Origin of the sequence: Rothia amarae (assembly GCF_042677725.1) — a bacterium.
Taxonomy (GTDB): Bacteria; Actinomycetota; Actinomycetes; order Actinomycetales; family Micrococcaceae; genus Rothia; species Rothia amarae.
The window spans coordinates 18,865-38,729 of record NZ_JBHUCN010000011.1 but is presented as its reverse complement, the minus strand read 5'-3'; the positions used below and the strand labels follow the sequence as shown (position 1 = coordinate 38,729).

General features: G+C 51.0%; 19 protein-coding genes. 13 read left to right on the top strand and 6 right to left on the bottom strand.

Annotation, left to right across the window (positions count from 1 at the left end):
* The first annotated feature begins 387 nt into the window (after positions 1–387).
* The 4 genes from ACFR81_RS06550 to ACFR81_RS06535 all read left to right on the top strand — a co-directional run bounded on the left by ACFR81_RS06550 (position 388) and on the right by ACFR81_RS06535 (position 5,003).
* On the top strand, positions 388–1,914 hold the full coding sequence (locus tag ACFR81_RS06550; RefSeq protein ID WP_377148684.1) for an amino acid permease: 1,527 nt from the start codon (positions 388–390) through the stop codon (positions 1,912–1,914).
* Positions 1,915–2,098: 184 nt separating this feature from the next.
* The gene (ilvD, locus tag ACFR81_RS06545; RefSeq protein WP_068172624.1) at positions 2,099–3,946 is read left to right on the top strand and encodes a dihydroxy-acid dehydratase; all 1,848 of its coding nucleotides are present in this window, start codon (positions 2,099–2,101) and stop codon (positions 3,944–3,946) included.
* A 10-nt stretch (positions 3,947–3,956) separates the two neighbouring features.
* Positions 3,957–4,496, top strand: coding sequence for a GNAT family N-acetyltransferase (locus ACFR81_RS06540; RefSeq protein ID WP_343876049.1), 540 nt, complete (start codon positions 3,957–3,959; stop codon positions 4,494–4,496).
* 48 nt (positions 4,497–4,544) lie between these two features.
* Positions 4,545–5,003, top strand: coding sequence for a hypothetical protein (locus tag ACFR81_RS06535; protein ID WP_343876051.1), 459 nt, complete (start codon positions 4,545–4,547; stop codon positions 5,001–5,003).
* Positions 5,004–5,133: 130 nt separating this feature from the next.
* Here the strand turns inward: ACFR81_RS06535 and ACFR81_RS06530 are convergent, their stop codons facing one another.
* Both ACFR81_RS06530 and ACFR81_RS06525 read right to left on the bottom strand, forming a co-directional pair.
* Positions 5,134–5,424: a putative quinol monooxygenase gene (locus ACFR81_RS06530; RefSeq protein ID WP_068172614.1), complete on the bottom strand. Its 291-nt coding sequence runs from the start codon at positions 5,422–5,424 to the stop codon at positions 5,134–5,136.
* Between the two features lie 9 nt (positions 5,425–5,433).
* Positions 5,434–5,721, bottom strand: a complete 288-nt coding sequence (locus ACFR81_RS06525) for a putative quinol monooxygenase (protein ID WP_068172611.1) — start codon at positions 5,719–5,721, stop codon at positions 5,434–5,436.
* A gap of 220 nt (positions 5,722–5,941) precedes the next feature.
* On the opposite strand from ACFR81_RS06525, the gene ACFR81_RS06520 reads away from it, so the two are divergent.
* The 9 genes from ACFR81_RS06520 to ACFR81_RS06480 all read left to right on the top strand — a co-directional run bounded on the left by ACFR81_RS06520 (position 5,942) and on the right by ACFR81_RS06480 (position 15,322).
* Positions 5,942–7,024 carry an ATP-binding protein gene (locus ACFR81_RS06520; RefSeq protein WP_343876052.1) on the top strand — a complete coding sequence of 361 codons (1,083 nt, stop codon included), beginning with the start codon at positions 5,942–5,944 and terminating at the stop codon, positions 7,022–7,024.
* Positions 7,025–7,063: 39 nt separating this feature from the next.
* Positions 7,064–8,260: an RNase H family protein gene (locus ACFR81_RS06515; RefSeq protein WP_068172605.1), complete on the top strand. Its 1,197-nt coding sequence runs from the start codon at positions 7,064–7,066 to the stop codon at positions 8,258–8,260.
* 200 nt (positions 8,261–8,460) lie between these two features.
* Positions 8,461–8,901, top strand: coding sequence for a CoA-binding protein (locus ACFR81_RS06510; RefSeq protein ID WP_145175263.1), 441 nt, complete (start codon positions 8,461–8,463; stop codon positions 8,899–8,901).
* 369 nt (positions 8,902–9,270) lie between these two features.
* Entirely contained in the window at positions 9,271–10,269 is a 999-nt protein-coding gene (locus tag ACFR81_RS06505; RefSeq protein WP_343876056.1) for an NlpC/P60 family protein, read from the top strand.
* A gap of 430 nt (positions 10,270–10,699) precedes the next feature.
* Positions 10,700–11,242, top strand: a complete 543-nt coding sequence (locus ACFR81_RS06500) for a PLP-dependent transferase (protein ID WP_343876058.1) — start codon at positions 10,700–10,702, stop codon at positions 11,240–11,242.
* A 45-nt stretch (positions 11,243–11,287) separates the two neighbouring features.
* On the top strand, positions 11,288–12,109 hold the full coding sequence (locus tag ACFR81_RS06495; protein WP_068172596.1) for a transporter substrate-binding domain-containing protein: 822 nt from the start codon (positions 11,288–11,290) through the stop codon (positions 12,107–12,109).
* A gap of 23 nt (positions 12,110–12,132) precedes the next feature.
* Entirely contained in the window at positions 12,133–12,807 is a 675-nt protein-coding gene (locus ACFR81_RS06490) for an amino acid ABC transporter permease (protein WP_068172594.1), read from the top strand.
* The gene (locus tag ACFR81_RS06485) at positions 12,800–13,549 is read left to right on the top strand and encodes an amino acid ABC transporter ATP-binding protein (RefSeq protein WP_343876061.1); all 750 of its coding nucleotides are present in this window, start codon (positions 12,800–12,802) and stop codon (positions 13,547–13,549) included. Before ACFR81_RS06490 ends, ACFR81_RS06485 begins: the two co-directional genes overlap by 8 nt.
* Positions 13,550–13,795: 246 nt before the next feature.
* On the top strand, positions 13,796–15,322 hold the full coding sequence (locus ACFR81_RS06480; RefSeq protein WP_190617241.1) for an MFS transporter: 1,527 nt from the start codon (positions 13,796–13,798) through the stop codon (positions 15,320–15,322).
* Between the two features lie 169 nt (positions 15,323–15,491).
* Here the strand turns inward: ACFR81_RS06480 and ACFR81_RS06475 are convergent, their stop codons facing one another.
* The 4 genes from ACFR81_RS06475 to ACFR81_RS06460 all read right to left on the bottom strand — a co-directional run bounded on the left by ACFR81_RS06475 (position 15,492) and on the right by ACFR81_RS06460 (position 19,594).
* Positions 15,492–17,420, bottom strand: coding sequence for a penicillin-binding transpeptidase domain-containing protein (locus ACFR81_RS06475; RefSeq protein WP_343876064.1), 1,929 nt, complete (start codon positions 17,418–17,420; stop codon positions 15,492–15,494).
* Positions 17,421–17,482: 62 nt separating this feature from the next.
* Positions 17,483–18,118 carry a DedA family protein gene (locus ACFR81_RS06470; RefSeq protein WP_068172582.1) on the bottom strand — a complete coding sequence of 212 codons (636 nt, stop codon included), beginning with the start codon at positions 18,116–18,118 and terminating at the stop codon, positions 17,483–17,485.
* Between the two features lie 148 nt (positions 18,119–18,266).
* A complete protein-coding gene (locus tag ACFR81_RS06465) occupies positions 18,267–18,836 on the bottom strand; it encodes a GNAT family N-acetyltransferase (RefSeq protein ID WP_068172578.1) in 570 nt (189 codons plus the stop codon).
* Between the two features lie 2 nt (positions 18,837–18,838).
* Positions 18,839–19,594, bottom strand: coding sequence for a UTRA domain-containing protein (locus tag ACFR81_RS06460; protein WP_343876069.1), 756 nt, complete (start codon positions 19,592–19,594; stop codon positions 18,839–18,841).
* Positions 19,595–19,865: the final 271 nt, after the last annotated feature.

Here is a 19,865-nt window from a genome sequence, read left to right as displayed (position 1 = left end):
ATTTCTGTGTTTCAGCACTATGACAATTTGAGTCGATACGAAGTAGAAATATTGCTTAAGAAGAAATATTTGAACATGTGAAGGAACGTAAATATGATGCCGCCCGGCAGATTTGTTCTTCCCAACATCACAAAAAAATTATTCAGTGACAGCGAAAAATAGAACGGTTGCGTAAGAAAAACTGATGTAACGTTTCCCCTCGTACAACTTCGTTGAGCATGGTGAATCAGTCCAAGGCGCTTGATGGTTTGAAATGTGCCTCGGTCGCCCATACCTCAAGATGCTCGTCTCCTGACGGGAGAATATCTTTGGTTCTTTTCTGTTTTATCCATGATTCTCATATTTTCTTACACAGGGGGGCTCCGAGTGGTTGAGAAAACTAATCACGTGCCTAAAGGCACGCATGATCCGAGCGTTTTTCAAGAAGAACAAACCGGATTTCACAAGGGTCTAGGCTCTCGACAGATTCAGATGATTGCTATTGGCGGTTCTATAGGCACTGGTTTATTCTTGGGTGCCGGCGGGCGTCTTGAAAAAGCAGGTCCAGCCCTTGCCTTGGATTACTTGCTGTGTGGCATTATCGCCTACCTCATACTTCGGGCGATGGGTGAGCTGGTTGTCCACCGCCCGTCCTCTGGCTCTTTCGTCTCGTATGCCCGTGAGTTCTACGGTGAAAAAGCAGCTTACGTTTCGGGTTGGTTTTACTGGATTAACTGGGCAATGACATCGATTGTTGACTCCACTGCTATCGCGATTTACGTGAAGTGGTTTGGTCAGTACAGCGAATTTATTGCGGGGATTCCCCAGTGGCTGATTGCGTTTATCGTGATTTTCCTGGTGGTATCACTGAACTTGATTTCGGTGAAAGTGTTCGGTGAACTCGAATTCTGGTTCGCTTTGGTGAAGGTCGCCGCACTGGTTACCTTCTTGCTGGTGGGTTGTTACTTCGTTATTTTTGGTACTCCTACAGGATCAGAAACCGGCTTCCATCTCATTGCCAATAATGGTGGTTTCTTTCCCAACGGTATTGTTCCAGCTCTTGTTATTATGCAGGGTGTTGTCTTTGCCTACGCAGCTATTGAATTGGTCGGCACTACTGCCGGCGAAACCCAGGATGCTCGTAAGGTAATTCCTAAGGCGATTAACACGGTAATTTTCCGTGTCGCTATCTTCTATGTTGGTTCGGTTCTTCTGTTGACCCTTCTGTTGCCTTACACTGCCTACTCTGCTGATGAGTCACCTTTCGTGACCTTCTTCTCTCATATTGGTGTGGACTATGCAGCTCCCATCATGGAGCTGGTTGTTATTACCGCTGCGCTTTCTTCTTTGAACGCCGGTTTGTACTCCACTGGTCGTATCCTGCATTCCATGTCCGTAGCTGGCTCGGCTCCTCGATTCGCTCAGCGCGTGTCCACCAATGGTGTTCCTTACGGGGGTATTCTGCTGACTGCTTGTGTAGCTTTTCTCGGGGTCGTTCTAAACTACTTTGTTCCCAAGGAAGCTTTTGAAATCGTGTTGAACATTGCTTCGCTGGGTATCATTTCCAGCTGGGCAACTATTGTGCTTTCGCACATGAAGTTTGTTTCGCTCAGCAAACAGGGCGTTTACACCCGACCTGCTTACCGAATGCCTGGCGCACCTTTTACAGACTGGATTGTTCTAGTGTTCCTTGCAGGCGTATTGGTGCTGATTGGTTTCGATTACCCCGTAGGTACTTTTACTTTGGGCTCACTCATTATCGTGATTCCTTTGCTGGTGATTGGATGGTTCGTCGTGCGTAAGAACGTTCTTGCTATTGCGGCTGAACGCCAGGGTTACACAGGTATTAGCCCCATCATTGCTGATCGTCCTGCAACTGCTGCCTATAAGGACAATAAGGGCGGTAGCGTCCGTCAGAATCACACTGAAAAGTAAATCTTTTCTGATTCTTTAGAGACTAAAAAGACGGANNNNCTTCGTCTATTTATATTCTAGGAATTAGAAAAAGGGTGAGACAGTGTGGAAATCTGTTCATATCGTGGAACCGCTCACCTGAATATGGGGACGCTCGTTGCAAAAGCGTAAACTGACTTGAAAAGTCGCCTACTAGGAGGAACTCATGCCTGAACTGCGTTCACGCACATCTACTCACGGTCGAAATATGGCAGGAGCTCGTGCGCTGTGGCGAGCCACAGGTATGGGGGACGACGATTTTGGTAAGCCGATTATCGCTGTGGCTAACTCGTTCACTCAATTTGTGCCCGGCCATGTCCACTTGAAAGATATGGGTCAGCTGGTGAGTCAGGCGATTGCAGACGCCGGCGGTGTAGCTAAGGAATTCAATACGATTGCGGTCGATGATGGCATCGCAATGGGGCATGATGGAATGCTCTATTCCCTGCCTTCTCGTGACCTCATTGCAGATTCAGTGGAGTATATGGTCAACGCTCACCGGGCTGATGCTCTGGTGTGTATCTCTAACTGCGACAAAATTACCCCCGGTATGTTGCTGGCGGCTATGAGGCTGAACATCCCTACTATCTTCGTATCCGGCGGACCTATGGAATCTGGTGAAGGTATTGAGGGTGTCGTTGAGCACCGCCTGGATCTGGTGGATGCTATGGCAATGGCTGTGGATGAATCGGTCTCTGATGCCCAGCTAGCTCAAATTGAGAAGAATGCTTGCCCCACCTGCGGATCCTGCTCTGGCATGTTTACCGCTAATTCCATGAACTGCCTCAATGAAGCCATTGGTTTAGCTCTGCCGGGTAACGGAACCACGCTGGCAACTCAGATTGCTCGTAAAGCCCTCTTCGAAAATGCTGGTCGTACCATTGTTGAGCTGGCAAACCGCTATTACAAGAATGACGACGATTCGGTGTTGCCCCGATCCATCGCCACTAAAGAAGCCTTCGAAAACGCAATGGCTTTAGACGTTGCCATGGGTGGTTCCACCAATACCGTTTTGCATATTCTGGCAATTGCTAACGAAGCGGAGTGCGACTTCACGCTGGAAGATATTGATGCTGTTTCCCGCCGCGTTCCTTGCCTTGCTAAGGTCGCTCCCAACTCCACCAAATACCACATTGAGCACGTCCACCGCGCAGGCGGTATCCCTGCGCTGCTTGGCGAGTTGGACCGCGCCGGTTTGCTGAATAAGAACGTCCATTCAGTGCACTCAAATTCGCTCGAAGAATGGTTGAATACCTGGGACATTCGTTCAGAAAACCCCAGTGCAGAAGCGCAAGAACTCTTCTTAGCAGCACCCGGCGGGGTGCGTACCACCCAGGCGTTCTCCACCGCCAATAAATACGAGTCATTAGAGAAGGACGCCGAAAACGGTTGCATCCGCTCTGTTGAGCACGCGTACACTGCCGATGGCGGTCTGGCGGTTTTGCGAGGAAACATTGCTGAAGATGGAGCAATCATCAAATCTGCTGGTATTGACCCTGAGCTGTTCCACTTCAAGGGTAAGGCATTTGTGGTGGAGTCTCAGGATGAAGCCGTGTTCGAGATTCTGTCGAAGAATGTGAAAGAGGGCGACGTCGTCGTCATCCAGTACGAAGGTCCCAAGGGGGGTCCGGGCATGCAGGAGATGCTCTACCCCACTTCGTACCTAAAAGGTCTGGGTCTTGGTAAAACCTGCGCGCTGATTACCGATGGGCGTTTTTCGGGCGGAACCTCGGGTATCTCGATTGGACACATTTCCCCCGAGGCGGCATCGGGTGGTGCCATTGGGCTGGTACAGACCGGTGACGAGATCGAGATCGATGTAACCCATCGAATCCTGCGCGTCAATGTTTCCGATGAAGAGTTGCAGTCCCGCCGTGAGGCTAAGGGTCCGCTGCCGTGGAAGCCCACTAAGCCCCGGGAACGTGAAGTCTCGAAAGCGCTGAAGGCGTACGCGATGATGGCATCTTCGGCGGACAAAGGCGGCGTGCGAGTGCTGCCGGAGGAGTATCGCTAAGATAACCTATATGACTGAAGAACTCTCCTGGCCACTGCCCGTTGCCGAGCTGACCGACGGCATCGTCACCCTGCGCCCCTTTCGTGCCGAAGACGTAGACGACATTTTCGTCAGCTCTACCAATTCCCGCATGCGCCAGTTCACACAGGTTCCGCTGGAATACACCCACGAGATGGCAGAAAGCTACGCCCAAAAGCCAGAAGACCTCACGCGCTGGGCAATAACGGGTGAGGAGTTCGATGGTCGCTATTGCGGTTCTATTGAGCTTCGCCTGATTGACGAGGATATCCCTGCGGTGTCGGTGGGGTATAACACTTCCCCGTGGGCTCGCGGCAAAGGACTGCAGACGCGCGCTTTGAAGCTGGCAATGCAATACGCCTTTGATCAGGGTGTCCATCGAGTTGAGGTCAAAGCTGCTGTGGCTAACCCGGCATCGCGCCATGTTGCTGAATCGGCCGGATGCACTTTTGAGGGTGTCGCACGAGCAGGCGAAAACCTGCGGGGAGAACTGCGCGATATGGCAGTCTATGCGCGTCTTGCAACTGACTAAATAGAAGTAACTTATGGTCTGAGTCCGGGGAATATCTAGAGGAGAACCATGCGAATCTACGATCCTTATGCGAAATGCGGAGTCATTCTGGCGGGGTGGTTTACCGGGGGACTTATCCTGAATATGCTTCTCTCTACTCTGTTCCCTGATGGGTCAGAAGATATCTCCGAATTTATTTATGTAACCGTGGTTGCGGTTTGTATCTACGGTCTCACACGCATATTCCGCGCGGAGGGCGAAACTCCTGCACCGCGACCTTGGTGGCAGATGACTGGACGTCCCACGGCAGCGTTTATCCTGGCTCTATATTTCTTAGCGGGATTCTTAGTTCCGGCCGCGGTCTTCATTGGGTTGCTTTTGACGGGCAGCTTGTTGAACTCCCTCCTCAGCAACTTTAACGGTTGGAATCTTGCCAAAGCGGTTATCTATATAGCTCTTGGCACGCTGTACTACTTCACCTGGTGGAAGCTGCGGAAGAACAATCCGCGCGTCGAGACTCATTCATAAGTAGTCCGATAGTCCAGCATAGAAACTAAAAACACACGGTCTTCCCACAACCACAGTTAAAAAGCTGTGTCAGCGGGAAGACCGTGTGTTTTCAACGTCGGTGGCTCGTCGTCGAACCGATAAGCTCTACCTAGAATTCGTAGGTGCGTACCTCAAGAGGCTCAGAGAGGTACTTCTCCCACTCACTCATTGCTTCTTTGAAATGAACTGAGTTGGAGTGTGCATCGAGTGCTTCTTGACTTTCCCAGCGCTCTAAAAAGGCGTACTCGCCTTCGCTCCCTTCTTCGACGACGGCGCCGAAGTCGTAGCTAAGGCACCCGGCATCCTGCGCGCGGGTTGTGTCGACTAGTTGCTGCGCGGATTTTTCGAACGCTTCAACGGCTTCAGAGTTGACGGAGGCTTTAGCAATAACGCCGATCATGAGTGACTCCTAAATCTCAAAAATGCTGATTTGCATAGGTTCTGCCAGATGTTCCTGGCAGGTTTCGTCGGCCTCTTTATAATGCTCGGTTTCCATGTGTGCTTCGAGTGCTTCGATGGACTCCCAGCGTTCTAAGAATGCGAATTCGTTCTCCGAGCCTTCACCCTTCATAGGGCCAAAGTTGTAGCTGATGACGCCGTCTTCAGAGAGGGATTTTTGGTGGAGTTTTCGAGAGAGTTCCTCGAACGGCCCACTGTGCCCAGGCTTGACGGTTGCTCGCGCAAATACGCCTATCACGGTGCTCCTTGATGGTTAGAAAATATATCGAGTTCACGCTATCACTGGAGGGTTTAGCAGAGCGAGAAATATATCAAAGGGCGAGAGATGTATCAAAGGGTGGTCAGTGGCGTGTTTGTGGGGCAGGTGGTAATCCTCTGAGAGGGGAAGAGTGTCGTCTAACCTTGAACCCCCAAGATATAAAAGATATAAAAGATATAAAGGTTTTTAAAGGAGAGCGATGACGAACGCGCAACAAACTCAACAGGAGCAGGGTTCTCTCGCCGCCAGCTTGGTGGGCAGGGAATCCCAGCTTGCCGCGTTTACGTCGCTTCTCCACGAAACTAACTCCAGCAACTTCACGGTTATTTCTGGTTCAGCAGGTATTGGAAAGACCACTTTGCTGAAAGCGTGTGAAAGTGTTGCCCGCAATGCTGGGTGGCGTGTTGTTTCAGATATTCCGTTGAAAGGTCTCAGCGATCGCATGCGGGGCACTTATCTTCCTGCGTTGCACGAATCGCTGACGGATCAAGGGCAGGGACAGGAATCCTTCGGGAAGGAGTCCCTCGCAGCACAGGTGGAATCTCTCGCGGAGGTCCTGCGCTTAAAGGGCACGGGGTTACTCTTGACCTTGGATGCAGTAGACCGCTCTTGCCTACCTCGCCTAGAAAATCTTGTGGAGGCACTGGTCCACGCCCAGAAAAAGGGCTTACCGGTACAACTTCTGATGGCCGGTAGGACGGCGGAGATGCGAGAGATACTGGAATCGTCGGTTATGTTGCCCCTTGGCTCGCCCCTGCGCTTTGACGTGTGTGCTTTGACGCGCGAGCAAACGGAAAGCGTTTTGCGGCAAGCTCTGGAATCATGCCCGGCTATCCGCCACGATTCGCTCAGCGAATCTTTGCTCTCTCGCGCATGCCTTGCTACTAAGGGACACCCCTACATGGTGTACCTGGTAGCGGAAGCGTTACGTCAGCAGGCGCAAGGAGAGCTCTCAGAAGCTGAAGTCGTCAGCGGTATCGCTTCTGCCCAAGAGAAGCTGGGCGCGTCCGTCCTCGAACCGCTGTTGTCTAAACTCTCAGCAGGGGATCGAGCCTTCTTGGAGGCAATGGCGCAGGATGAGAGCCCCTCTAAAATGAGCGATATTTCCGCTCGTTTGGGCAAAAACCCGCAGTACGCGGGGGTGTACCGCAATCGACTGTTGGAGTCGCAGATTATTCGTTCTGCATCCTACGGCAAGGTCACTTTCGCCATTCCGCACTTGCGTGAATATCTTCGCGCGCTATCAGTTCGAAGAGCTGAAGATAGTTTCAATAGTTTTTAAGGATAAACAATTACACAGAGAAAAGGAGGTGGAAGAACAATGAGTATTACACCAGCACAAATTAAACGCACTACTCTCACGTGGGAGGCTCCCGACTACACGTCAAGCTATCCTGCCGGTTTCGTAGATATCGGTGTGGCAGTGGTTGCGGTCATGATGGAGTCGGTGAAAGCAAAAGGTAAGTGTTACGCCGGACTGTCAGCCATGATTTTCATATCCCGTGAAAACGGCGATCGTGAAGTGATTGAGACTCAGCCGATTACGGAGTCCTGTGCGCATTCTCTTTTAGAATCGTGCGATGACGTTCACGTGGCGATGCTGGGGCGTGCAATCTTGCGGGCCTGGGAACTTATTCCTCAGGAATATAAGCAGAATTTGATTACCGTGGCTGCGGATAGGCACGATCTCAAATTATTGTTCCGCCAGTTTGGTTCATTGAAAGACATCATGGAGTACCGCTCCATCGATAAGGTATTAAACCCTTATGAGTCACATTCCCTTGGGGAGCAACATGTGAAACTAGTGGGAACTCCCGCCGGTGATCTTCTTCCGCATTATATTGAAGAAGCATCCCGACTAGCCCATCAGCGCATGGAAGCCGAGGTGGCTTTGCGCCCGGTAGAGAAGCTCACCGAATACCGAGTATTCACCGATTGCTCTTACCGCTCTACGAACAATAAAAAGTTTGCTCGCGGCGGGCGCATGGGCATTGGCGGTGTGAGCGAAGACGGCTTCTACTTTCACGCCCACTACGACGCCACCAACATTATGACCGGCGAACTCTCTGCCATGTTGGCGGCATTCCACATTTTCTACCACGGCGGACGGCGGCTCATCATCCATACCGATTCTTTAGGTGCTTTGACGTTCGTGCTCCGTTTGGCGCATAACCGCTGGTCATTTGAACACTGGGTAGAAGAAGGTGCGCAGAACCTCCAAGTTGTAGAAGAAATGACCGAGCTGACCGAGGCTATTCGTGAACGACGCGTCATCGTTAAACACGTGCCAGGGCACACCGGACACGGTCTCCAAGAATCCTCTGATTCTGTGTCTAAGATGCACCGCCATTTCCCGGGCCAAGTGGTCGAAAAATGTAACGTGATGGAATTTAACCGTCGTTGCGAATCTATTATCACTGCGCTGGCAGGTTGTCCTAAAGCGGTACGTTTACCCTGCCCAGAGTGGTCGCAGATTCGCCCCTCAGTGATTCATACAAGAAACAGACTGTGGAAGTAGGAGGTTTATTCATCAGGTACGAGTTGTACCTTCCGCCCAACACAGCTTCGGCAAGCGATCCCTCTCGTCCGCTTCGCTAGCGCTCAGAGGGGCGATTCACGCCAGACCCGGCCAGCCTGCCTCACGCTGTGCTGGGCGGGCGGATATCTGCGACTACCTTATGAATAAGTCTCTAGATATTTAGGGAGTAGGAACTTTTCGTGACTGAAGAACGTACCTGGGTGGCGCCCACCGCCCTACAGCGTCAGGACATTTTGCGCACTACCCGCACTATCGCCATTGTGGGCATGAGTGACAAACCCGCTCGTCCGTCCTATGGGGTCGCGTCCTATCTACAAGAGTCTTCTTCCTACACCCTTTACTTTGTTAATCCCCTGCTTGCTGCAGAAGGTAAAGAGGTTCTGGGGCAAACGGTCTATGCCTCGCTGGCTGACCTACCTCAGGCGCCAGACATGGTAGATATTTTTCGCCGCTCTGAAGACCTCCCTGGGGTTGTGCAAGAAGCTATAGAGGTGGGCGCTCGCACAGTCTGGATTCAACTGGGCCTGTGGAATGAGGACGCCGCACGGCTAGCTGAGGACGCCGGGCTCAACGTGATGATGGACAGTTGCGTCAAGATTGAGCATGCGGCTTTGCTGTAAATCGTTACTTTATGACACGCGATATTCTGCCCAGTTCAAAAAATTTTTTGCCGGAATGTGGCGTAGCGAGAACCCGAAAACCGAAAAATACGGTAAGTAAACTTGCTTAAAAATTTCTCTGAGGTTATTAGGGTAAACGCCTGACTGGATGCGGAAATAGTGAAGTAGGTCATGTCGCTTTAACGACGGCGAATGTTCCTGTGAACCATGTTTGTGGGCTGTTTTGCGCTGTCTGTTTATAACGAATCTATATATTTTGTTACCAAATTGTTATAAGCTAACCAGCGTGCCACCAGCAACTCCCCAAATTACTGGTGAGCATCGCCGGGGTAACCTGGCTTGTTTCATACACATTTCGAAAGGCTCACAGTGCGTTCATTCTCAGTTGGCGTAGCAGGTGTACTTATCTCCGGCGTCGTCCTGACCTCAGCAACCGTAGCAACCGCAAACTCATCAGAGAGCGCTCCTACCGTCGCTCCTCAGAGTGAAGCAACTCTTGCAGCATTCGAACTGTCTCAGAATTCTCTCATCTCAACCTTGGGTGCTCCCAAGGTGGTTGTTCCTTCTGTTGATCTCAAGGCAGAAGCTGCTGCGAAGAAGGCAGCTGCAGAACAGCATGCAGCAGAAGCAAAAATTGCTGCAGCCGAAAAGGCTGAAGCTGACCGCCAGGCTGCTGAAAAGGCTGCCGCTGAAACTGCTCAGAAAGCAGAAAAGGCAGAAGCTCAGAAGCTTTCAACTGCAGGAGCAACCGTTGAGTCTACTCAGGCTCCTCAGGCTGAAAAATCAGCTCCTGCACCCGCAAGCAGCGCATCTGCTACACCTCAGGCAACTGAGACTGCTACCTCGGTAGCAACCGAGCAGGCAGCACCCGCTATTCCTAGCACTTCGGCACCTGCAGCGCCTGTAGCATCCGCTGCTACTCAGGCACCCGTTGCCAAAGCTGCTACCCAGTCCAAGCCTGCAGCTCACAAGTCTCAGCAGAACAGCGCTCCTACTTTGAGCGTTGCAACCAACAGCGCCAAGCGTAATGCTGTTGTTGCCGCTGCAAAGCAGGCTGCATCTGTAAACGCTCAGACTGACTGCACCGCATTGGTATCTAACTCATTGGCAGCTATTGGAGTAAACTTCCACGGCTGGCCCGCAGATTACCAGAGCCTCGGCACCATCGTGAGCCAGTCTCAGGCACAGCCTGGCGACATCATTTACTACCAGTCCAACGGTTTCGGCTCCTCACACGTTGCACTGTATATCGGTAACGGCCAGGCAGTGCACGGCGGTTGGAACGGTATGGGCACCTCAGTATTCTCCGTGAACCTGCCTACTGGCTCAGCACCCATCTTCATCTCACCTAGCGCGTACAACGGCTAAATAGATTTCTTCCCGCATAGCGGGCGAGGGCGTCACCAACCGGTGGCGCCCTTTTTGTTTGCTCTAGATCTTGTAGGAGCGAAATTGAGGCGCTGTGAAGCGGTTCCAACAAAAGTACACCGTTGCAGTAAAAATACATGTTTAAGGTTGCATTTTTGCCGCAACGGTGTACTTTCTAGTGTCTCGCTAAGGTTGGTTTACCATTTTTGCATCTGCGGGGGACGTCGCCCCGTCAGAAAGTAGTTTCACTGTGGCGGAAATATCTTTAATTGCTTTACATGTAATGTATTTTTAGAGAGGTTTATGACGTTTCATTACTGAAATCTCGCTCGTACTGCTTTCAGCAATTAAAAGAGGGTCCAAAACAGAAAGCAGGGTATAGTCTCGTTTTCTAAAGATATTTTCTCCACTCGAAAGCGAGCAAACATCCGTGTCAGGATTTACCACCACTGCAATTCACTCTATCGAAGACGTAGAGAAGAACGCTATTGTTCCTCCCATCTACCTTGCCTCGACTTTCACCCAGCCGACCGACGGCACCGAGGGAGAATTCGAATACCAGCGTGGAGGTAACCCCACTCGTACTCAGGTAGAGAAGACCCTAGCGAACATTGAGGTAGTGCAGAACCACCCTGCCGTAGAAAAGGTACTCTTCGCTGGCTCTTACAATGAGAGCGACGCCGAAATTCAGGCACGCCAGGCAAAAGGTATTGGCGCACTCTTCTCCTTCACACTCAAAGAAGGCAAAAACATCAAAGCATTCTTGGACTCGCTCACGGTTTTCGGGTTTGCCGTGAGCCTGGGCGGCATTGAATCTCTGGTTTGCCTGCCTGCCACCATGACTCAGGGCGCTTACGCTCCAGAGCACCTGGAAGAATTTGCTGTTGAAAAGGGTCTTATCCGTGTTGCCGTAGGTATCGAAGATATTGCTGACTTGGAAAAAGACATCACGACCGCTCTAGACGCCGCCTAACCGTAAGATATAGATCTAGCTACTTTTTAGAAGAAAGACATCACCATGAATAACACCTCTATCACCCGTCGATCCGCTATCGCGCTTACCGGCGCTGTGAGCTTGGCAGGTTTCCTCGCTGCGTGCTCGTCGTCGTCCTCTTCATCCCAGGACAACGCTGATAAGCTGCAGAAAATTAAAGACGCCGGCAAGATTCGCATCGGCATGGAGGGAACCTTCAAGCCGTGGGGTTTCCATGACGACTCGGGCAAGCTCGTGGGCATGGAGAAGGAAATTGGCGATTTCATTGCTAAGGACCTGGGCGTAGAAGCAGAATATATTGAAACTCAGTGGGATTCGCTGATTGCCGGTGTGGATGCTGATCGCTACGACATCGTCATTAACAACGTGGCGCCCACGGATGAGCGCAAGCAGAAGTACGATTTCTCGATAACTTATGTAGCTTCTGAAGGCAAGGTGGGCGTACTGGATTCGTCCGATCTAAAGAAGGTATCTGATATCAACGGTAAGACTGCCGCTGCTTCTGAAACCTCGAACTTCCGTACCCTGCTGGAAGAGAACGGTGCAACCATCGTGACCGTTACGGGTTTTGATGAGGCAATCGAGCAGGTTCTCTCGGGTCGTGTAGATTGCTGCGGTAACGACGCTGTGACCTTCCAGGCTTACAAACAGGAGCACCCCGACGCTAAGATTCGCCTTCTCGAAGGTGAACTGGGTGAGGCATCTGAGGCTGCTATCTTGATGCCTAAGGGCGCAGAATCGCTGAAGCAGGCCATTGATGATTCGTTGAAGAAGCATATAGATAACGGTGATTTGAAGGCTATCTACACCAAGTATGTTGGCTTTGACCTCACTCCTAAGGCATAAAGCTAGATAGGTTTTTCGAAAAGATGGATCGTTATCTTAGCCTGTGGGCTGAGTCGTTGCCGCAACTTCTGATGGCAACTCTGAAAATCACTATTCCACTCTCAATCATTGCTTTTATTCTTTCGATTGTGATTGGCATTGTGGCGCAGGGGTTGCGTTCGAGTAGGTTCAAACCTCTTCAATGGGTTTCGAATATCTATGTGTGGCTGTTCCGTGGAACGCCGCTGCTGGTGCAGTTGTTCTTGATTTTTTACGGGTTGCCTAAGCTAGGAATCACTCTCGATGGTTGGACGGCGGCGATTGTTGCGCTCTCGCTCAATACCGGTGCGTATGTGGCTGAGACTTTCCGTGCTGCGGTTGCCTCGATTCCTCGAGGGCAGTTTGAGGCTGCACAGACTTTGAACTTCACCAAGTTGCAGACGTTGCGCCACGTGGTGGTACCTCAGGCAGTGCGTATTGCGCTACCTCCTTTGGGTAATGATTTGATTGACTTGGTCAAAGGCACCTCGTTGGTTTCCACTATTTCGCTCATTGACCTCTTCCAGGCGGGCAAGCAGATTGCTGCGCGAACTTTCGAGCCTTTGGCGATGTATGCAGAGGTTGCCGCCGTCTACCTGGTGATTTTCACTGTGCTTTCGATTCTTCAGAGCTACCTGGAAAAACGAAGCAATCAATACATGAGGAGTGTTCATGCTTAGCATTGAAGGCCTTTCCAAAAGCTTCGGCAACCAGCACATTCTGAAGGATATTAATCTTCAGTTGAACGACGGCGAGACGACGGTCATCTTGGGTCCGTCTGGCTCGGGCAAATCTACTCTGTTGCGTTGTCTCAATCTGTTAGAAACTCCCGAGCAGGGTACTCTGACGATTGAGGGCGACCGTTTGCAGTTCGGCGGGAAGCTGTCAGATGCTCAGGTGCGTACCATGCGTCAGCATTCGGCAATGGTGTTTCAGCAGTTCAATCTGTTTCCCAACTACACTGCATTGCAGAACGTGGCGTTGGCGCCTACCTTGAACGGGAAGCTGTCAAAGAGCGAGTCCCAGCAACTTGCACGGGACTTGCTGGTGAAGGTGGGTTTGGAGCACCGCATTGATTCTTACCCTGATTTGCTCTCCGGTGGTCAGCAACAACGCGTAGCTATCGCACGGGCATTGGCAGTGAGCCCCGATTATCTGTTGTTTGACGAGCCGACTTCTGCGTTGGATCCAGAGCTTGAGGCAGAGGTTATCCGAGTGCTCATTGATTTGGCGCGGGAGAACCGGTCGCTGGTCGTGGTGACTCATAATATGGCGTTTGCTCAGAAAGTCGCCAACAAGATTATTTTCTTGGATGAGGGAAGAGTGGCTTTTGACGGTCCAGCCGGCGATTTCTTCGCTTCTGATCAGCCGCGCATCCGGCAGTTCCTCAACATCTTTGATGTCGTAAGTAGTGCCTCTTAGGTCAGGTTCAAGGCGCCACCGCAAGGTGGCGTCTTTTGTTTTTAACGCATCTTTTAGCAGTAGACCCTGGGTAAGAGTGCAGAGAAGCGGAGGAGCAATCTGGGAAACTATCCAAATTTTAAGTGATATACATCTTTTAAGTCCTTGATATGGCTCACTAAAACTACACTCAACCCCTATAAACACTGAGTTTCTACCAGTTGTCTGCGTTATCGTTTGTAAGTCACGCAAAAAGAAAGTTTACTTATGGCTACTGTTGAGCAAATCCACAACAACTTTCCTCTGTTGAAAGAGGACGACATTCATGTTGTCGACTCGCAAGAGATGAAAAAGGCTCTCCGAGCAACCATTCTGGGAAATTTCATGGAATGGTTTGACGTCGGTGTGTATGCCTATCTCTCTGCCTCTATCACCGCAGTTTTCTTTCCCTTTGGCGATCCCTGGGCCAAGCTCGCTTTCTTCGGCGCGCTTGCTGCAACTTTCATCGTGCGCCCCATCGGCGGCCTTGTTCTTGGCCCCCTCGGCGATAAGCTAGGGCGAAAGAAAATCCTAGCTTTCACTATCATCATGATGTCTTTTGGCACCTTCTTGATTGGCTGCATTCCCGGTTATAGCACCTGGGGCATGGCAGCGCCCATAACGCTTATTCTGCTGAAATTCGTGCAGGGCTTCTCTACCGGCGGCGAATATGCTGGTGCTGCAACCTTTATCGCCGAGTACGCTCCAGACCGTAAGCGCGGCTTTTGGGCATCCTTCTTGGATATGGGTTCCTACATTGGTTTCGCTACTGCGGCAGCGTTAGCTACCGTTATTGAACTCATGCTTACTCCCGAACAGATGCTCGCGTTCGGCTGGCGTATCTGTTTCTGGGTTGCGCTGCCTCTTGGCCTTATCGGTATGTACATGCGCTCGCACATCAACGAGTCAGCAGCTTTTGAAGCTGAAATGGATAGCGATAATAATGACGAAGGTCGTTCCGTATGGGACTCTTTCAAGAGCATCTTCAAGGGTTTTTGGCCTCAGCTTCTTATTGGTTCAGCTCTAGTGATGTGCGCTCAGGTGATTGGTTATGCACTGACCACCTTCATGCCCACTTACCTCACTGATTCGCTGGGTTACGATACTCTTCACGGTAATGCTTTGCTCATTCCCGTTTTGCTCATCGTTGCGTTTGCTCTTCCAGTTTTTGGTTGGATTTCAGATAAGACTGGACGTAAGCCTGTGATGATTACCGGTGCTATTTTAGGTATTCTTCTGGCCGTGCCGTCTTTCTGGCTCATGATGCGTGGAACCGCAGTCGCAACCTTCCTGGGTTTGATGCTCATGGGTATTTTGCTCATGTTCCAGGCTGCGATTCAGCCCTCCACTTTGCCCTCGTTGTTCCCCACCGCTAGTCGTTACACTGCAATGGGCGTTATGTTCAACATCGCTGTGGCTCTTCTAGGATCGACGACAGGTTCGGTTGTTACCGTTCTGGAATCTTGGTGGAATACAGAGTACGCAGGTGCTTACTACATTATGATTGCCTGCGCGGTTGGTTTGGTAGGCATGTTCTTCCTCAAGGAGACCGCTGGCCGTAACTTGCTGGGTTCTATGCCTGCGGTTGAAACCGAAGAAGAAGCAGCCGAATTGGTTGAAACTCAGTTGGAAAACGAAAATCTGGATACTTCAACCATGCCTATTCCTCAGGTTCGTATTGACCGTGCGGAGAAAATCCTCGAAAAAGAGGGCGGCATCTCGACGGACGCCGCAGCTTCAGTAGCTAGCGAGTAGTATCGCTTATTCATAAAGTAATGGAGCCGGACGCTCGGAACAGCCATCGGCAAGCAAACCCTCTCGCTTGGATTCGCTAGCGCTCATTGAAGCGATTCACGCCAGACCCAGCCAGCTTGCCTCATGCTGTTCCGAGCGTCCTCTCTACTTTATGAATAAGCTTTAGTGCCTAGTTCTTGAATTCCTGGAACATCTCCAGGGCTAGGGGAGCGCCGGTGATAGAACCCAAATTGCCATCCTCCACCACAAGAGCCACAGCAATATCTTCGTGAACTGCCATGACCCAGGAGTGGGTTTTAGGCGGGTTGTCGTTGCCGTATTCGGCAGTTCCCGTTTTACCCACGGCGGTATCGGGAGTGAGTTCTTTGAGGTTTTGTAGTCCGCCTTCGGCAACGACGCCGCGCATCAGGGTTTTGAGTTGTTTAGATTCGTCTTGGGTGAGTGAGGTGTTAGAAACTTTTGTTTCGCCTAACTGCTGCTCTTTCACCAGAACAGGTTTGACCACTTCGCCTTTATACGCGCTGGCTGCCACGATTGCCATGGCAATCGGTGAAACCAAGATTTTTCCCTGACCAATCATGGATGCGGCGTGCTCTACTTCGCTGGCATCGGTGGGCACCGTGCCAAAGAATGCCGGTACGCCGAGGTCAGCTTCTATACCGATACCTAAAGCAGCGGCGGCGTCGTGCAAATCTGCCTGCGTCACCTTATCGCGTTCGTTGATAAAAGCGGTATTGCTCGACTGCGCCACCGCTACAGCCAGAGTTTGCTCGCCCAGAGCATCTGCGGGGTAGGTGGAAGCGTTCTTGAAGGTTTGACCGTCTACGGTAACCGATTCCGAACAGTTGACAATGGAGTCGGTCTTCATGCCCTTGCGAAGCAGGCTGAGTGAGGTAGGAATCTTGAAGGTAGATCCGGGAGCGTACTGGGACATTAGAGCGGTAGAGAACCCCTCAGAAGCCTTACCGTTGGCAGCAACCAGGATTTCACCGGTGGATACCCTCATAGCCACAATAGCGCTGGGGGAATCTTGATCTTCAAGAATCTTTACCGCTTGAGATTGCGCTGCAGAATCGAGGGTGATGTTGAGGTTCTTGCCGTTAGAGACATCCACCTGGTGGAGAGGGTTATCTCGATTAATGAATTGTTCTGGATCTACAGAACCATCATCTTTGATTTGAACGCTGTAGATTGAGTAGCCATCGGTGCCTCGCAAATGCTCATCAAACCGTTCGGACAGACCGCCGTGACCGGTCATCTGCCCTGAAACAAGCTTTCCTTCAGATTTTTCGATGTCGTCGGATGTCGCAGGGCTCACCGTGCCCAGAATATCCGGGGCAAAATCGGCGCTGGGTGCCAGCGAGCGGGTACTTTCTGTGCTGAAAAACCCCTCAATTTTCTCGATGTCGCTTTGATTAATCTTATTGAAAGCCTCTTGGCGTAATACGATAGCCTCAACAAACTGGCTTTCGCCAGCATTTTTTACCTGTTTCGCAAAAGCATCTGCGTCAATATCTACGAGTTCCGCCAGGGCTCGTGCAGATTTCTGCTGTGCTTCATTTCCAGAGACTTTAGTCTTGTCGATGCCTACCTGCACCACGGGGCGAGAGGTGACAATCGCGGCGTCGTCCTGCCCTAGAATCTCACCTCGGGAGGCGGATTTTGATTCGAGAAGCAACCCTGCGGATTCCTCCACATCGGGGTGGATGACGGTGGGCGACCACTGCGGGGTCATATTCTCGCCTTCAGCGGTAAAGGTAACCGAGGAATCGTATTCCCAGGGCTGAGGAGAACCGGGAATCTTCCATGCCCAGTGGAGCTTGGCTCTGGGAGAGTCGCCCCCTTGATTGACTTCAGCCACGGACACGGTGGGTTCTGCCCCGGTCATATTGTAAGACGCATGTTCCAGCGACTTCTGTGCCTGGGCAGCATCCCGGTTGGCAAACTGGATTCCTGAAATGTCCAGATTAGTCAGCGCAGAAGCAAGGTTCTGGGCACTTTCTTGGAGGTGAGAATCTGAAGAACAAGCAGAGAGCGCAAGCGCCAGAGAGGTTGCTGCAGACCCTAGAAAGAGGTGACGGCGAGAAAATGTGGTCATGTTTTATCAATTCAAAAAGTCAGCACAAGCTGAAACGTTAGGTAAAACTTAGTCTACCTAACTTAGCGCTGAGAGTGGCTTTGTTTCTGGCGCTTCTTTTGGCGACGGATTAGCTTAATAATTACCCAAATGATTAGGGCGGCAATAACGATTTTGATAACGGTGGAGAACTGTCCGATCACATCGGCGACCTGGCTCCAATTCTCACCCAGAATAAAGCCCAGGTAGATGAGGAGCGCGTTCCATACGGCAGAACCCAACAAAGTAAAGAGCCCGAAGGACAGGACGTTCATGCGGTCAATGCCCGCAGGAATTGAAATCAGGGAGCGCACACCGGGAATGAGACGACCAAAAAGAATGGAAAGTTTGCCGTATTTATCGAACCAGTGCAGGGACTTATCAACGTCCTCTACCTCCACTAGCCACATCCAATCCGCAATGCGGCGGAGACGGTTAGCACCAATGACTGCGCCTAACCAGTAAAGAAGGTACGCACCGACTACTGATCCTGCTGTAGCCCACAGGAACGCCGCGATGAGATTCATATTGCCTTGGGATGCCGTAAAACCTGCAAGCGGAAGAACAACCTCGGAAGGGATTGGGGGAAACACGTTCTCCAAGAAAACTGCTACACCCACGCCGGGGGCTCCTAGAATCTCCATGAGGTGGATAATCCAGTTGATAATCGAATCGAACATTGTTTCCTTTCCCGCATGGCTGCGGCAGTGTAGATAAAATAACAGCGCAGATAAATATGGGTTCAAATTGATGGTTCAAGTTGTATAGCCAAAAGAGCTAAATACCTGGAACTTTACCTAAAACCACTGAGAAAGAGCTGGGAATATCCTAATCTAAACCGATATGCGAGAACTGTTTGCGCGTCATGGTCGCCGTGCGGGCGTCCAAACGGGTGTCTGTGCCGTTTTCGGTGGGGCGACCCTGAGTGCCCTTTTCTTCACACCGGATGTCACTAAACCCAAGCTTGATAGCAACCCGCTCGGAAGCGGCGTTGCCGGCAATCGCTGTCCAGGTCACTTCGTCGAGCCCCATACCCAGCGGGTCAAAAGCAAAACCTAAGACGACGCGCGCGGCATCGGTGAGCAAACCCTGACCCCGTAGTACAGGCGCAAGCCAAAAACCTATCTCCGCTGAGGTGTCAGTCAGGTTGTAGAGGCTGACGATACCAGCAAAAGTACCCGAAAGATCGATTCCCCAGATGAGCTCATTGCCATTATCGGCAGCGTCGTGACTGAATTCGATGTAGTTTCTTGCGGTTTCTTCGGAATAATTCAGGGGAACACCCATGCACCAGCGTAAAATTTCGGAATCTTGGCAGGCGGAAGTGAGCTCTGGAATATCAGCTTCGCGCAAAGGGCGTAGCGTAAAGCGTTCTGCAATGAGCTCGGGAACTGGCATGGCTACTTTCCGAACTCGCCCTCCAACACAATGCGAAATCCGGGGTGTAACAGGCACGCAGCGGAGACAAGTTCTTCTTCAGAATAAGAAAAACGTTCAATACGAAGACAGGGCTCAGTCGAGTCAATTTTTAGTATCTCGTGCTGATCCTTGTTAGGAAGAATAGCATCAATCTTGTGAATGCCATGAGTGACTGATATGAGGGAATTGAGGTAGGAAGCGGGGGGGAGGTTCTCGAAATTTTGTTCCAGGTAATGAGGCGCGATGCGGTCGTTGACGAAGCGTTCTTCAATTTGAAAAGGTACGCCGTCATCGAAATGCACAATCACCGAATGGAAAGCGGTCTCTCCCATTTCCGGCGGAATCTGCCCTGAATCCCAGAATTCATGGTCATCTTCCTTAGTAATTTTCTCTAGTTTGAGGAGCTTTTGAGAATGGGAATGCCCGCGCTGTTTAATCTCATCGGCGATATTGTGGACGCTTATGAAGTCACCGGGAAATTTTTCTTCGGCGACGAACGTGCCAATACCGCGGGTGCGTTTGAGCAGACCTTCGTTACTGAGCTCACGCATGGCCCGGTTGACGGTCATACGAGAAATTCCCAGAGCGTTGACGAACTCATTTTCTGAAGGGATGGGATCGCCCGCCTTGAGATCTCCGGATTCAAGCTGCGAGGTAATCATTAACTGGATACGCCGGTACGCCGGCATTTTGGCGGGAGTATTGGCGTAGAGCTTTTTGACTTCGTCGATAATCATCTGGATCCCCTCATAATTAGCTCCGGCGGCTACTTTCCAACATGCTGCCAGTTTTACTCGTGTACACAGGATTAGATGCCGAGCGTAGATAAGTCTGCAGACGACCGTAAAGTAATTTTAGGGTAGGGCAACCAGCAATCCCATATTTTTAAATTTGAATTTAATTTACCTTTTGGAATGCCGTCTTATCAAATAACACTGTTGGTAAGTGATGAAGATATCTCTATAAGTTCGCTACATCCTAGATGTGCACATTCTTAGTCTATGGGAG